The 13,486-nt window shown below is 71.8% G+C and carries 13 protein-coding genes; 8 read left to right on the forward strand and 5 right to left on the reverse strand.

The features are described 5' to 3' along the window. Positions 1-10: 10 nt before the first annotated feature. The gene (locus tag OG729_RS31160; protein WP_405811350.1) at positions 11-598 is read left to right on the forward strand and encodes a lysophospholipid acyltransferase family protein; all 588 of its coding nucleotides are present in this window, start codon (positions 11-13) and stop codon (positions 596-598) included. Between the two features lie 70 nt (positions 599-668). After that, positions 669-2,135 carry a ribosome biogenesis GTPase Der gene (gene der / locus OG729_RS31165; protein WP_405809223.1) on the forward strand — a complete coding sequence of 489 codons (1,467 nt, stop codon included), beginning with the start codon at positions 669-671 and terminating at the stop codon, positions 2,133-2,135. A gap of 77 nt (positions 2,136-2,212) precedes the next feature. Here the strand turns inward: der and OG729_RS31170 are convergent, their stop codons facing one another. Then, complete coding sequence (locus OG729_RS31170; RefSeq protein WP_405809224.1) at positions 2,213-2,488, reverse strand: hypothetical protein; 276 nt, start codon at positions 2,486-2,488, stop codon at positions 2,213-2,215. 119 nt (positions 2,489-2,607) lie between these two features. After that, positions 2,608-3,387, reverse strand: coding sequence for a hypothetical protein (locus OG729_RS31175; protein ID WP_360881453.1), 780 nt, complete (start codon positions 3,385-3,387; stop codon positions 2,608-2,610). A 531-nt stretch (positions 3,388-3,918) separates the two neighbouring features. On the opposite strand from OG729_RS31175, the gene OG729_RS31180 reads away from it, so the two are divergent. Beyond that, positions 3,919-4,605, forward strand: a complete 687-nt coding sequence (locus tag OG729_RS31180) for a transglycosylase family protein (RefSeq protein ID WP_405809226.1) — start codon at positions 3,919-3,921, stop codon at positions 4,603-4,605. 73 nt (positions 4,606-4,678) lie between these two features. On the opposite strand, the gene OG729_RS31185 is transcribed toward OG729_RS31180, so the two are convergent. Genes OG729_RS31185 through OG729_RS31195 form a run of 3 tightly spaced genes read right to left on the reverse strand, consistent with a single transcriptional unit; the run spans position 4,679 to position 8,278 of the window. Next, on the reverse strand, positions 4,679-5,338 hold the full coding sequence (locus OG729_RS31185; protein ID WP_405809228.1) for an ATP-binding cassette domain-containing protein: 660 nt from the start codon (positions 5,336-5,338) through the stop codon (positions 4,679-4,681). Further along, entirely contained in the window at positions 5,335-7,854 is a 2,520-nt protein-coding gene (locus OG729_RS31190; RefSeq protein WP_405809230.1) for an ABC transporter permease subunit, read from the reverse strand. The genes OG729_RS31185 and OG729_RS31190 overlap by 4 nt, the downstream gene beginning before the upstream one ends. A gap of 4 nt (positions 7,855-7,858) precedes the next feature. After that, complete coding sequence (locus OG729_RS31195) at positions 7,859-8,278, reverse strand: hypothetical protein (protein WP_405809232.1); 420 nt, start codon at positions 8,276-8,278, stop codon at positions 7,859-7,861. A gap of 134 nt (positions 8,279-8,412) precedes the next feature. Here OG729_RS31195 and OG729_RS31200 point away from each other — a divergent pair, with 134 nt between their 5' ends. The 5 genes from OG729_RS31200 (at position 8,413) to OG729_RS31220 (ending at position 13,363) form a co-directional block, all read left to right on the forward strand. Beyond that, positions 8,413-8,937: a hypothetical protein gene (locus OG729_RS31200; RefSeq protein WP_405809234.1), complete on the forward strand. Its 525-nt coding sequence runs from the start codon at positions 8,413-8,415 to the stop codon at positions 8,935-8,937. Continuing rightward, positions 8,915-10,195, forward strand: a complete 1,281-nt coding sequence (locus OG729_RS31205; protein ID WP_405809236.1) for an ABC transporter substrate-binding protein — start codon at positions 8,915-8,917, stop codon at positions 10,193-10,195. The genes OG729_RS31200 and OG729_RS31205 overlap by 23 nt, the downstream gene beginning before the upstream one ends. A gap of 53 nt (positions 10,196-10,248) precedes the next feature. After that, on the forward strand, positions 10,249-11,514 hold the full coding sequence (locus OG729_RS31210; RefSeq protein ID WP_405809238.1) for a glycosyltransferase family 4 protein: 1,266 nt from the start codon (positions 10,249-10,251) through the stop codon (positions 11,512-11,514). Between the two features lie 5 nt (positions 11,515-11,519). Beyond that, positions 11,520-12,308, forward strand: coding sequence for a hypothetical protein (locus OG729_RS31215; protein ID WP_405809240.1), 789 nt, complete (start codon positions 11,520-11,522; stop codon positions 12,306-12,308). A 65-nt stretch (positions 12,309-12,373) separates the two neighbouring features. After that, the gene (locus OG729_RS31220) at positions 12,374-13,363 is read left to right on the forward strand and encodes a helix-turn-helix transcriptional regulator (protein ID WP_405809241.1); all 990 of its coding nucleotides are present in this window, start codon (positions 12,374-12,376) and stop codon (positions 13,361-13,363) included. The last annotated feature ends 123 nt before the right edge of the window (positions 13,364-13,486 follow it).

The raw sequence follows: 13,486 nt of genomic DNA on the forward strand, positions 1-13,486 counted from the left end.
CATCGGGCTCATGTACGGGCTGTGGCGGCCGCGGGTGCTCGGCGCCTGGCGGGTCCCGGCGGCCGGGCCGGTCATCTTCGCCGTGAACCACTCGCACAACATCGACGGGCCGATGCTGATGGGCACCGCGCCCCGGCCCGTGCACTTCCTGATCAAGAAGGAGGCGTTCGTCGGCCCGCTCGACCCGTTCCTGCTGGGAATCGGTCAGCTGAAGGTGGACCGTACGAGCGCCGACCGCACCGCCATCACCAACGCGCTCGGCGTGCTGGCGGGCGGCGGCGTCCTGGGGATTTTTCCCGAGGGCACCCGCGGTGAGGGAGACTTCGCCTCGCTGCGCGCCGGTCTGGCGTACTTCGCCGTGCGTTCCGGCGCCCCGATCGTCCCGGTCGCGGTGCTGGGAAGCACCGAGCGCCGTGGACGGTTGATACGGGCGCTGCCGCCGCTGCGCAGCCGGGTCGACGTCGTCTTCGGCGACGCCTTCGAGGCGGGCGACCGCAGCGGCCGTCGCACGCGCAAGGCGCTGGACGACGCAACCGTACGCATCCAGGAGCGGCTGACCGCCCACCTGGAAAACGCCAAGCGTCTCACCGGGCGCTAGGTAAGACTTGAGTAGTGGACCGCGCGATCGCGGCGCCATCGATGATGCAACGTAACGAGGTACGCACTTCATGAACGACCAGATCCACTCCGGCGACGAGCACGAGCACGGAGCGCTTGGCGACGCCGAGTACGCGGAGTTCATGGAGCTCGCCGCGGACGAGGGCTTCGACCTCGAGGACGTCGAAGGCGCGATCGAGGAGGCCGGTCACGGCCCGCTGCCCGTCCTCGCCGTCGTCGGCCGCCCCAATGTCGGCAAGTCGACCCTGGTGAACCGCATCATCGGCCGCCGTGAGGCCGTCGTCGAGGACAAGCCCGGCGTCACCCGCGACCGCGTCACCTACGAGGCCGAGTGGGCGGGCCGCCGCTTCAAGGTCGTCGACACCGGCGGCTGGGAGCAGGACGTCCTCGGCATCGACGCCTCCGTCGCCGCCCAGGCCGAGTACGCCATCGAGGCCGCCGACGCGGTCGTCTTCGTCGTGGACTCGACCGTCGGCGCCACCGACACCGACGAGGCCGTCGTGAAGCTGCTGCGCCGGGCCGGCAAGCCCGTCGTGCTCTGCGCCAACAAGGTCGACGGACCGAGCGGCGAGGCGGACGCCACCGCCCTGTGGTCGCTCGGCCTGGGCCAGCCGCACCCCGTCTCGTCCCTGCACGGGCGCGGTACGGGTGACATGCTCGACGCCGTCCTCGAGGCGCTGCCCGAGGCCCCGGCCCAGACCTTCGGCAACGCTGTCGGCGGCCCGCGCCGCATCGCCCTGATCGGCCGCCCGAACGTCGGCAAGTCCTCGCTGCTGAACAAGGTGGCCAACGAGGACCGCGTCGTCGTCAACGAGATCGCCGGCACCACCCGCGACCCGGTCGACGAGCTGATCCAACTCGGCGGCGTCACCTGGAAGTTCATCGACACGGCCGGCATCCGCCGCCGGGTCCACCTCCAGGAGGGCGCGGACTACTATGCCTCGCTGCGCACCGCCGCCGCCGTCGAGAAGGCGGAGGTCGCGGTCGTCCTGATCGACGCCAGCGAGTCCATCAGCGTCCAGGACCAGCGGATCATCACGATGGCCGTCGAGGCGGGCCGCGCCCTGGTGATCGCGTACAACAAGTGGGACACCCTCGACGAAGAGCGCCGCTACTACCTCGAGCGCGAGATCGAGACCGAGCTGGCCCAGATCGCCTGGGCCCCGCGGGTCAATGTCTCCGCCCGTACCGGCCGCCACATGGAGAAGCTGGTCCCGGCGATCGAGACGGCTCTCGAAGGCTGGGAGACCCGTGTCCCGACGGGCCGGCTGAACGCCTTCCTCGGCGAGATCGTCGCCTCCCATCCGCATCCGATCCGCGGCGGCAAGCAGCCCCGCATCCTCTTCGGCACCCAGGCGGGCACCAAGCCGCCGCGGTTCGTGCTCTTCGCCTCCGGCTTCCTGGAGCACGGCTACCGCCGCTTCGTCGAGCGCCGGCTGCGTGAGGAGTTCGGTTTCGAGGGGACGCCGCTGCATATCTCGGTGCGGGTGCGTGAGAAGCGCGGCCGCAAGAAGTGACCGCACGCGCATGACGCTGCCCCCGGACCGGTCGTCGGTCCGGGGGCAGCGTCATGCGGTCGCGTGCCTTGCTTCTTTCACAGGCCTCTGCGGGGGCCGGGCGGCAGCGCGGCCGGCAGGTGCACGCCACTGTGCGTACGGCTCATCGGGTACGGCTGCCAGCCCGTCCCGGGGTGGCCCGGCTGCCCCGAGGATCTGCTGTGCGAGCTCATGCCGAAGGCCTTGAAGTCGAGATCCTCCTCGCCGCTGCGGTCGCCCGGCAGCGCCCTGAACGATCGGCGGTACTCGGAGTACAGCGCGTCGTAGATGGGCGTCGGGGAGGAGCCGACCGTCGCATCCCGCGAAGGACGCATGTTGGGGATCTGACTCTGGTACGGCTGGCGCGAGGGGTCGTATGAGTGCACGTTACCTGCAACGACCCCGCAGTCGGACGGATGCGGGCTGCGCCCGGCTGCATTCTTCCGGGGGAGCATCAGGTGCCCGCGAGCGGCATCGCGGCGGCCACCAGGCGGCCGCCGGCCGCGGCCTTCTCCAGCGCCTCGCGCAGCAGGTCCTCGCGCGGCTGCTGGCCGATCGAGCCGACCGGGGCGGCGTACACGAGCACCCTGTGCGACCTGTTGGCGGCCGCCCGCCAGCCGTCGGTGACCTGGAGGGGCTGATGGGCCTGCCACCAGGCGACCGGGCTGCCGCCGCCGGTGCCGGGCTGGAGCACGGCGTGCAGCTGGCCCATGGCGACCAGGACGGACCAGCCGGGCAGTTGACCGGGCAGCTGGTTGGCGTCGGAGATCGGCACGAAGCCCTGCTCGATCAGGAGCGGGAGGAACTCGTCCCGGCCGTTGCCGGTGGTGCCGGGGCGGGCGATGGGCGCGGTCGGCTCGACGACCAGGGCGGGGTGCAGTTCGCCGTGGATCAGCACGAGACCGCTGGTGATGCCGAGCACGGCCTGATCCGGACCGGTGCCGGGCATCTGCGGCTCTTCGCCGGTGATGGAACGGACGGCGCCCTGCAGCTGGTCCTCGGCGACCTGGACGACCTGCGAGGGGATGCAGGTGGCGTGGGCGAAGGCGAGGACGGCGGTCTCCTCGCCGACGAACAGCACGGTGCTGGTTCGTTCCTGCTCGGAGTCGCCCGGGGTGCGGCAGGAGGTGCAGTCGTAGCTGCCCGGGGCGTTCTCGCCCGCGAGCAGCCGGTCGGCTTCTTCGTCGCCGATCTCGGCGCGTACGTCCTGGCTGACGTCGAGCATGCGCGGCACGGGTGGCTCCTCGGACTTGTCGGACTTGATACGTGCGCCGGGCGGTCCCGGCTCGTAAGGAGTTCAACGGGTGATCTGTGGCCGCAGTCACGCGCGACAAGGAACGGAATCGAACCATCCGACGCAATCGGTCAAACGACGGGCGGAATCGGTTACTCCCCGTCAACAACAGCTGTGCGTACGGAAGTTGGTGTGGTGAACCCGGTCACAGATCCCTTCACCAGTTGGTCGACAAATCATGAAATCGGCGAATCAAGTGGGTGTCCGGATATCGCCGCTACTGCGAGTAACGGGTAACTGGCCTGGCACGACAGGGGATTGGTTGATGTCAGCGGCTTGACGTCCCTAGATTCCTCCGCCGTGTGCAGAGAGCACCGCCCGGGACAGCCCGCCCGGCCGCACAGCCAGTGCGGCACACAGCACCACCGATGCACCACCGCCTCAGGCGGGCTGGGCGGAGCGGACGAAGACGCCGGATGCGTCGAAGTCCGCACCGCTTTGAGGGACCCCGGGTCCTTCGAGAGGGATTTGATGTTCACGAGTTCCCGTTCCATACGCAGGCGTGACACGGCGGCGCTGGTCGGCGCCGCACTGGTGGCGCCGCTGGCCCTGCTCAGCGCCACGGGCGAGGCCCAAGCCGCGGACAGTGGGGTATGGGACCGCATCGCCCAGTGCGAGAGCGGCGGAAACTGGCACATCAACACCGGCAACGGTTACTACGGCGGACTGCAGTTCTCCGCCGGGACCTGGCGGGCCTACGGCGGCGGGGCGTACGCGTCCACCGCGGACGGGGCCAGCAAGGCACAGCAGATCGCGGTGGCCACGAAGGTCCAGCGGGCTCAGGGATGGGGCGCGTGGCCCACCTGTTCGTCGCGGGCCGGGGCATACGGCAGCGCACCGGCGTCCAAGGCGACGGCGGAGCAGCCCTCGGCCCACAAGGCCAAGCCCAAGACCAAGCTCAAGGCCAAGACCAAGCTCAAGGCCAAGACCAAGCTCAAGGCCAGGACCACGGCTCCGGCAAAGACGCCGGAGCGGGCAACGGCCCACACCGACCGCGGCAGCGCACGCGGCGGCGACTACACCGTCCGGCGCGGCGACACCCTGAGCGGGATCGGGGCAGCGCACGGCACGGACTGGCGCGCTCTGTACGCCGCCAACAAGGCCGTCATCGGCGCTGATCCGGACGTCATCGTGCCGGGGCAGCGGCTCGCGCTCTGAGGTGCACGCGGGCAGCCCCTCCGGTCCGGACCGGAGGGGCTGCCCACGCCGCGAGGCGGGATGCGATCGCGGGTCATTCCGCGGCAAGCTCGGCGGACTCGCCGCTGAACGCGACGGAGCCACGGCGCAGTTCATGGACGAGGACCGGTGTGCGGCCGTTGCCCAGACCGGGTGGCAGGCGCTGTTCGGCGACGACCACGGCGGCGTCGAGGGCGCGCAGGAGTTCGTACGTGCGTGCCGCGACGGCGGGCGACAGGCCCTGGGCGGGTTCGTCGAGGAGGAGCACGCGGGCGGGCGACAAGAGCGCGCGGCAGACCGCGAGCATGCGCTGTTCGCCGCCGGAGAGGGTGCCGGCACGGCGTGCCAGCAGCGGCCGCAGAGCGGGATAGCCGTCGAGGGCACGGGCGAAGTCCCCGTCCGGCGCGGCGAGTCCGAGATTCTCCGCGACGGTGAGGGTGTCGTACACGGCACGCAGATCCGGTACGAAGCACATGCCGCGGCGGGCCCGTTCGTGGGCGTGCAGGCCCGTGACGTCGGCGCCGCGCCACAGCACCCGCCCGGCACAGAGCGGCACGGTCCCGGCGAGCGCGCGCAGGGCGGTGGTACGGCCCGAGCCGTTGCGCCCGATCAGCACGGTGAGGGCGCCGGCGGGTACGGGAAGACGGACGCCGTGCAGGGCCTCCAGGGGGCCGTACCGTACGCGGGCGCCGCGCAGCTCGATCTCCAGGGTCATCGCACGATCCGCCCCGCCTCCATGACATGCACGGTGTGTGCGATGCGCGCGACGAGATCGAGATCGTGCTCGACGACCAGCACGGCCATACCGTCGGCGGCGAGCGCGCCGAGGATGCGGGCGAGTGCCTCGGCCTCCACGGCGTCGAGCCCGGCGGCGGGCTCGTCGAGCAGCAGGGTGTGCGGCCCCCCGGCGAGCGCCCGCCCGATCTCGACGCGCCGCAGGGCCCCGGTGGAAAGGCCGGCGGCGGGCTGGTGCCGGATGGGCCCGTCGAGCCCGAGCAGCCGCAGCACGGGCCCGACGGCGGAGGGGTCGCGCCTGCGGCCCTGCTCGGCACCGATGCGTACGTTCTCCTCGACGGTCAGCGAGGGGAAGACCGCGAGCTGCTGGAATGTCCTGGCGATCCCGAGCCGCGTCCGCGCGTGGGCCGCCCGCCGGGTGATGTCCATCCCGTCTAGCTCGATCCGCCCGGCATCGGGCCGCAGGGTCCCGCACAGACAGTGGAACAGTGTGCTCTTGCCGGCGCCGTTGGCTCCGACGAGGGCGGTGACCTGTCCGGCGGTGAGCGTGATATCGACGCCGTCGAGGGCGGTGAAGTCCCGGTATCTGAGCCGTACTTGGCGGGCGACGAGTTCATGAGCGGACGCGCCGGAGCCGTGGGCCCGCCCCGGCCGGGGCTTTGCGCCCGTGGTCTCGCGGGTCGCTCCGGCCCGCCCGCGGACCCGGTGTGTGCCCAGGCCCAGCCCCTGCAGCACCCGGTTCGGGCCGTCCGGGAAGCGGCCGATCAGGATCGCCAGGATGCCGATCAGCGCCGCCGCCACACCGCCCCGGGCTCCCGCGTCCAGGCCCACCAGCAGGGCCGCCGCGACCAGTGGGCCCACCAGGTTGTCCGCGCCCAGGACCACCACAGCGGCGAACCAGAGCAGGCCGCGGATCGGGTCGTACGCCGCGGGGTCGAAGGCGCGCAGCCCCATGCCCAGCAGGCCGCCGCCCAGGGCCGCCAGGGCCGCGCCCAGGACGAAGGCGAGGAGTTTGAGGGAGGCGACGCGGACGCCCGCCGCCGACGCGCCCGGCTCGTGGTCGCGCAGGGCCGCCAGCGCACGGCCCGTACGGCCCCGGCGCAGCGCGGCGACCGCCAGCAACGCGCCCGCCAGGACCACCAGTTCGACCACGTAGTACGCGCGGTCGGAGGAGAGCCCCGCCGGCCGCGACGGGGAGAGCCCCGCCGTCGCGTACGGCTGCGCGAAGACGAAGCGGCTCACCCCTACCCCCACCGCCAGCGTCGCCAGCGCCAGCGCCAGGCCGTGGCGGCCGATCGCCGGCCAGCCCGTCAGCAGGCCCAGCGGTGCGACCAGCAGCACCGCGACCGCCAGGGCGAGCAGTTCGGGCATCGCCGGAAGTGCGGGGAAGCGCCCGGCCGCCAGCAGCGCGGTGAAGAGCGCGCCCAGACCCGCGTACGCCGCCTGGCCCAGCGAGATCTGGCCGCCCCGGCCCGTCACCACCACCAGCGACAGCAGAATCACCGCCAGCGCCGGAACCTGGATCGACGTGTGCAGGTCCGAGCCCGCGAGGCCCAGCGGGAGCAGGAAGAGGATCGCGGCCACCAGCCACACGACACCGGGCACGCGCACCGCCGGCGCGGCCGCCCGCGCCACCGTGCCCTGCGCGCCCACCCCCGGCAGCACCAGCGCCGCGATCAGCAGCGCCACCACGAACAGGTTCGCGCCCACCGCCTGGAGCAGGGACTCCTCCCACCCCGACGGATGCAGCCTGGTCATCTGTGCCTGCGCCACACCGATCGCCAGCGCCGAGACCACCGCCACGGTCAGGCTCTTCATCCGCGCCAGCACAGCGACCGCGATCACCTCGACGACCAGCAGCGGCAGACCGTAGGGATCCAGGCGTACGTACGGAGCGAGCAGCACACCCGTGAATCCGGCCGTGAACGAGCCGAACGCCCAGCCCACCGCCGACACCCGGTCCGCGTCGATACCACCCAGTGCCGCGAGCGTGCGGTTGTCGACGACGGCGCGCAGCTCACGGCCGAAGCGGGTCCACCGGGTGACCGCGGTGACCAGCGCGGCCAGCAGCAGCACCGCCGCCAGCTGCAGCCACGGATCGTCGGGCAGCAGTTGCGGCGCATCCGCCCGTGCCCCGCTGCCCCACACCAGTGCCGCGCCCCCGACGAGAAGCACGAACACACCGATCGACGCGACCAGAGCGCGTGCCGGATCGACCTCGAGGATCGCGATCGGGCGGAAGACCAGCCGGTCCAGGACCAGCCCGATCCCGGGGGCGACCACCAGCAGCGTCACCGCCGCGGCCAGCGGCAGCGGCCAGCCCCACTCCACCGCGAACTGCCGCAGCACATACGCGCAGACCATCGCGATGGCGCCGTGCGCCAGATTGAGCACGCCCGTCGCCCGGTAGGTGACGATCAGTCCGATCCCGGTGAGCGCGGCCGCACTGCCGACCGCGAGCCCCGCGAGGGTGAGGTCGTACGTCAGCGAGCTCACCCGTTCAGACCTGCGGCTCGCACACGGGGCACGGGCCGAGCTTGCGGTCTCCGACCGGCTCGGCCTCCGGTTTGCCCGCGACCAGCGGGCAGTCAGGGCGGTGCGCCAGCGTCCCGCCGGGCACACACAGCACGGGCCCGTCCGACGACGGCGGGTCCCAGGCCGGGACGTCCGGCGCGGCCGGGGCCTCCTGGGCTGCGGCGACCGCCTCGGCCTCGCTCCGTGCGGCAAACCGTCCCGCGGCCAACAGCACCGCCCCCGCCACCAGCAGCGCCGCACCCGGCACGGTGCAGGAGGCCAGATAGGGGATCTGCCGCGCGGCGAAGCGCTCGCCGGACACTCCGTACCAGCCGATCGCGCACAGCACCGCACCTCCCGCGGCCGCCGCGAGCCCGCCCCACCACAGCAGCCGGGACGTCGGCATGAGGAGCCTCCCGCTCTGGTGACGTACGTCCGGTGACGGACGCCTGATGATGTACGTCTGGTGATGTACGCCGATTCCTTGCACTATGCCCTGAACGGACAGACGCTGGAAGCCGACAACCGGTGGTGAGCCAGATGGTCCATGTCAGGCACCCCAGAACCGCGGCATGGGCGGCCGCCGCGGTACTGATACTCGTACCCGCCGCCGCAGGATGTTCGGACGACGGTGGCGGCGGGTCCACGACCCCGACCCCGACCGCCACGGCCCCGCCCACGACCAGCGCGCCGGCCACGAACGCCCCCGCCGACCCCGCCGCCGCCAAGGCCGAGATCATGAAGAACTGGACGACGTTCTTCGATCCCAAGGCGACCACGGACGCCAAGGTCAAGGTCCTGCAGAACGGCGACCAACTGCGGCCGCTGCTGGCCGCGTTCAGCGGCGACAAGAACGCCGCGCAGTCCTCGGCGAAGGTCACGGACGTGCAGTTCACCTCGGCCACCGAGGCCACCGTCACCTATGACCTGCTGGTCGGCGGCACCCCCGCCCTGCCCGGCTCCAAGGGCAGCGCTGTCTACCAGGACCAGACCTGGAAGGTCTCCGTGAAGACGCTCTGCGCCCTGGTCCAGCTCAGCGGCAATGCGGCCGCGCCGGGCTGCTGAAGCCCTGCTGCTCGCGGCTCTCCTGACCGGGAGCGCCGCCTGCGGCAGCCGGCTGCCGGAGAGCGCCTTCGAGGGCACCTCATCACCCGTACGAAGCAGCGGCGCGGAACCGATCCGCGTCGGGATCATCTCCAGCGCCACCAGCCCGGTCGGCGGCGCCGCCTTCACCGGCCCCGGCGAGGGAGCCAAGGCCTATTTCGACAGGCTCAACGCCGACGGCGGCGTCGACGGCCGCCGCATCGAAGTGCTCACCTGCGACGACGGCGGCAGCGGCGTCGGAAACAACGAGTGCGTGCACAAGCTGATCGACGAGCAGAAGGTCTTCGCCCTGGTCGCCACCACCGCCCTGGACTACGCGGGCGCACCCCTCGTCGCCAAGGCCGGCATCCCCGACATCGGCGGCCAGCCCATCGGCCCCGCCTACGACACCTATCCGCATCTGTACGGCATCTACGGCAGCCTCGCCCCGCGCACCGGCGACGCCCCCGGCTGGCACGGCACCCTCTACGGCGGCACCGAGGTCTACCGCTACTTCAAGAGGACCCAGGGCGCCCGCACCGCCGCCGTCGTCTCCTACAACCAGGCATCATCCGCCGCGTACGCCCGTCTGATCACCCAGGGCCTGAGCGCCGAGGGCTATCACGTCGTCACCGAGCAGGTCGACTTCGTCCTGCCCAACTTCCGCGCCGTCGCGGCCGACATCGGACAGCAGGGCGCCGACCTCGTCTTCGACGCCCTGGACACACACGGCAACGCCCAACTGTGCGAGGCGATGGACTCCCTCGGCGTGCACGTCACCGCCAAGGTCACCAATGTGCAGAACTGGGCATCGACCGTGCCCAAGGACTTCAAGTCCGCGCCGAGCTGCCGCAATGCGCTGTGGGTGACCGGATCGAGCCGCAACTACGAGGACGTGAACCATCCCGCCGTACGCGCATTCCGTGCCGCTATGAAGGGCCGCGAGCTCTCCCAGTGGCAACTGGAGGGCTGGGCGGCCGCCATGTGGTTCACCGACGCTGCCCGGTCCTGCAAGGCGGATCTCAGCCGCGCCTGCGTCGAGCGGTTCATGAACCGCCCCGAGCCGTACACCGCCCGCGGCCTGTTGCTGCCCGTCGCCTTCGAGAAGCTCGCCGAACCCCCGAAGACCCGCCGCACCTGTCTGTCCGTCGCCCGCTGGCAGGACGGCAGGGGCTGGGTCACCCAGGGCGACATGACGAAGAACTGCTTCACCGTGCCCCAGCTCCCGTATCGGCCTTAGGAGACAAGTAAAGTCCACTCCTGCACACACGAAAACTGGGGGCGCGGCAGCGCATGCACATCTCTTTTCTGCTCCACAACGCGTACGGCATCGGCGGGACGATCCGTACCACTTTCAACCTCGCCGAGGCGCTGGCCGTGCGCCATGAGGTCGAGATCGTCTCCGTCTTCCGCCACCGCGACGAGCCCACCATGGGCGCTCCGGCCGGCGTCACCATGAAGCACCTCGTCGACCTGCGGACGAAGAGCCCCGGCTACGACGGCGACCACCCGGAGCACAAGCGCCCTGCCAGGGTCTTCCCCCGCAGCGAGGGCCGCTACAAGCAGTACAGCCGCCTCACCGACGCCAGGATTGCCGCCCATCTGCGCTCCCTGCGGGCCGATGTCGTCGTCGGCACCCGCCCCGGGCTCAATGTGCACATCGCCCGCCAGACCCGCCGCGGCCCGGTCCGCATCGCCCAGGAACACCTCACGCTGGACAGCCACGGCCAGCGGATGCGCCGCGAGATCGCTCACCGCTACCCGCTCCTCGACGCGGTCACCACCGTCACCGAGGCGGACGCCCGTTCCTACCGCGAACGCCTGGAGCTGCCCGGCGTACGGATCGAGTCGGTGCCCAACAGCGTGCCCGCCCCCCTCGTCGCGCCCGCCGACTGCGCCGGCAAGTGGATCGTCGCGGCCGGCCGGCTGACCCGGATCAAGCGGTACGACCTGCTCGTCGAGGCCTTCTCCAAGGTGGTCGCCGCCCGCCCCGACTGGCGGCTGCGGATCTACGGCAGCGGGGATGCGACCGGCAACGAGAGGAACGCGCTGCGCGCCCTCATCGACGAACGCGCCCTGCACAACCACGTCTTCCTGATGGGCCCGGCGAACCCCCTCGAGCCGGAGTGGGTCAAGGGCTCGATCGCCGCCGTCACCTCCAGCCTGGAATCGTTCGGCATGACGATCGTCGAGGCGATGCGCTGCGGCGTCCCCGTCGTCTCCACCGACTGCCCGCACGGGCCGGGCGAGATCATCGAGGACGGTGTGGACGGCCGTCTGGTGCCGGTCGGCGACGTGGACGCGATCGCCGACGCCCTGCTCTCGCTGATCGAGGACGACGAGCTGCGGCGGCGCACCGGAAGGGCGGCGCTCGCCGCCTCCGCCCGCTTCGACCCGGCACGGATCGCCGAGCGCCACGAGGCCGTGTTCACCGAGCTGGTCGCGCGTGGCGAACGCAGCCGCGTGCGCGACGCCGTGCTCCGCGGCCGGGCCGCGCTGTACGACGCCGTGTACTCGCTGCGCCGGCTGGCCGGCGACCTGCTCCGGAAAGGGAAGTGACCCTGATGACCACGGACACCGAGCGGCGGGCGCCCCGCGCCCACTGCATCGCCGACTCCGCGGGCGGCGTCACCTTCGACATCGCGGGAGGGGGCGCGCCGGACGCCGTGCTCGTGCTGAAGCGGCGCGGGGGCGAGGCCGCGGCGGACGAGACACGGCTGCCGCTCACTCCCTCGGGGGACGGCACCTCGCGTGCCGTACTGCCGAGCACGGTCGAGCTGGCCGAGGGCACCTGGGACGCGTACGTCGGCGACGAGGCCGTCGAGCCCGGCATCCGTGATCTGCGGGCGCTCGTGGACCGGGCGCCGGACGCAGACCGGGTGGCTGCGCGGGTCCCCTACCCGACCGTGGACGGCAGGCTCGCCGTGCGCTCCTGGCTGCGGGCGCCGCACGCCGAGGCCGGGGACATCACTCTCGCGCCGGAGCGCGGTGCCATGACGGTCCAGGGCGTGCTGTACGGCGCCGAGCTGGGGGAGGGGGCTGTCGCCGAGGCGCGGCTGCGCGGCAGCACCCATGTGCTCCGGGCCCCGGCGAGCGGCGGGGGCAGGGCCTTCTCCTTCACCCTGTCGTTCGGCGCGATGGCCGAACAGCCCCTCGACAAGGAGCAGTTGTGGGACCTGTGGCTGCTGCCCGCCGCGGACGCCGCCGGGATACGGATCGCCCGCCTCCTGGACGACGTCTGGGACAGGAGGAACATCTTCGTCTACCCGGCGCAGGCGACGGACACCTACCGGGCTCTTCCCTGCTACAAGAGCGACAACGAACTCTGTGTCCGGGTCGGCGCAGTGAGCTGAAGAAGGCCCTTGTGCGCCAGCCTTGAGGACAGCCGCTGTCCTCAAGGGCTGGCAGACTTCCGTGCATGTTGGAGACATCGGCACGACTGCTGCGCCTGCTCTCACTGCTGCAGGCCCACCGCGAATGGTCGGGCGCCGACCTGGCCGACCGGCTGGGCGTCACACCGCGCACGGTACGGCGCGACGTGGACCGGCTGCGCGAGCTCGGCTACCCGGTCAACGCCAGCCCCGGCACCGGCGGCGGCTATCAGCTCGGCGCCGGGGCCGAGCTGCCCCCGCTGCTGCTCGACGACGAAGAGGCGGTGGCCGTCGCGGTCGGCCTGCGCACCGCCGCCGGCCAAGGCATCGAAGGCATCGGCGAGACCTCCGTACGCGCCCTGGCCAAGCTGGAGCAGGTGCTGCCGAACCGGCTGCGCCGCCGGGTCGGTGCGCTCAACGCCTTCACCGTGCCGATGCTGCGGGCGCCTCAGGCCCAGGTCGACGCCTCCGTCCTCACCGAACTGGCCAACGCCTGCCGGGACAGCGAGCGCTTGCGCTTCGCCTACCTCGACCACAGCGGCTCCAGCACCCGCCGCACCGTCGAACCGCACCGGCTGGTGTGCACCGAGCGCCGCTGGTATCTGGTCGCCTGGGACCTGGACCGCGGCGACTGGCGTACGTTCCGGGCCGACCGGATCACCCCGAAGCCGCCGCACGGCCCGCGCTTCGAGCCCCGTACTCCACCGGCCGAGGATCTGGCCGCGTATGTCTCCAAGGGCGTCTCCACCCACGTCTACGCAGCGCAGGCGGTCATCCGGCTGCACACCTCCGCAGAGCTGGCCGCGCAGATCATCGGCCCCTCCGACGGCGTCGTGGAGGCGGTCGACGAGAAGACCTCGCTGCTGCGCACGGGGGCGGCCAGCCTGGACGTACTGGTGATCCATGTGATGCTCATGGGAGTGGACTTCGAGGTGGTCGAGCCGCCGGAGCTGACCGAGCACATCAGGACGGTCCGGGACCGCCTTTCCCGCGCGCTCGGCGCCGGGAACGTTCCAAGCAGCGGGGGGATTGTGTAAGGAACCGGTGAATTCTCCAACGGTCTGTCAATTCACCCGCCGACCTCTGCCCCGGACAATTCCACGCAGGAATTCAGCGTGATCACGAGGAGGTTTCGAATTGTCATGGGGGCCGCGATGAAC

The organism is Streptomyces sp. NBC_00210 (genome assembly GCF_045160975.1).
In the GTDB taxonomy this organism is placed as follows: Bacteria; Actinomycetota; Actinomycetes; order Streptomycetales; family Streptomycetaceae; genus Streptomyces.

Bases quoted from the DNA above. Each gene is read 5' to 3' on its own strand.
- OG729_RS31205 (WP_405809236.1), top strand. From the start codon at position 8,915: ATGCGGCCGCGCCGGGCTGCTGAAGCCCTGCTGCTCGCGGCTCTCCTG.
- OG729_RS31160 (WP_405811350.1), top strand. From the start codon at position 11: ATGTACGGGCTGTGGCGGCCGCGGGTGCTCGGCGCCTGGCGGGTCCCG.
- OG729_RS31210 (WP_405809238.1), top strand. From the start codon at position 10,249: ATGCACATCTCTTTTCTGCTCCACAACGCGTACGGCATCGGCGGGACG.
- OG729_RS31185 (WP_405809228.1), bottom strand. From the start codon at position 5,338: ATGACCCTGGAGATCGAGCTGCGCGGCGCCCGCGTACGGTACGGCCCC.
- OG729_RS31215 (WP_405809240.1), top strand. From the start codon at position 11,520: ATGACCACGGACACCGAGCGGCGGGCGCCCCGCGCCCACTGCATCGCC.
- der (WP_405809223.1), top strand. From the start codon at position 669: ATGAACGACCAGATCCACTCCGGCGACGAGCACGAGCACGGAGCGCTT.
- OG729_RS31170 (WP_405809224.1), bottom strand. From the start codon at position 2,488: ATGCGTCCTTCGCGGGATGCGACGGTCGGCTCCTCCCCGACGCCCATC.
- OG729_RS31180 (WP_405809226.1), top strand. From the start codon at position 3,919: ATGTTCACGAGTTCCCGTTCCATACGCAGGCGTGACACGGCGGCGCTG.
- OG729_RS31200 (WP_405809234.1), top strand. From the start codon at position 8,413: ATGGTCCATGTCAGGCACCCCAGAACCGCGGCATGGGCGGCCGCCGCG.
- OG729_RS31195 (WP_405809232.1), bottom strand. From the start codon at position 8,278: ATGCCGACGTCCCGGCTGCTGTGGTGGGGCGGGCTCGCGGCGGCCGCG.
- OG729_RS31220 (WP_405809241.1), top strand. From the start codon at position 12,374: ATGTTGGAGACATCGGCACGACTGCTGCGCCTGCTCTCACTGCTGCAG.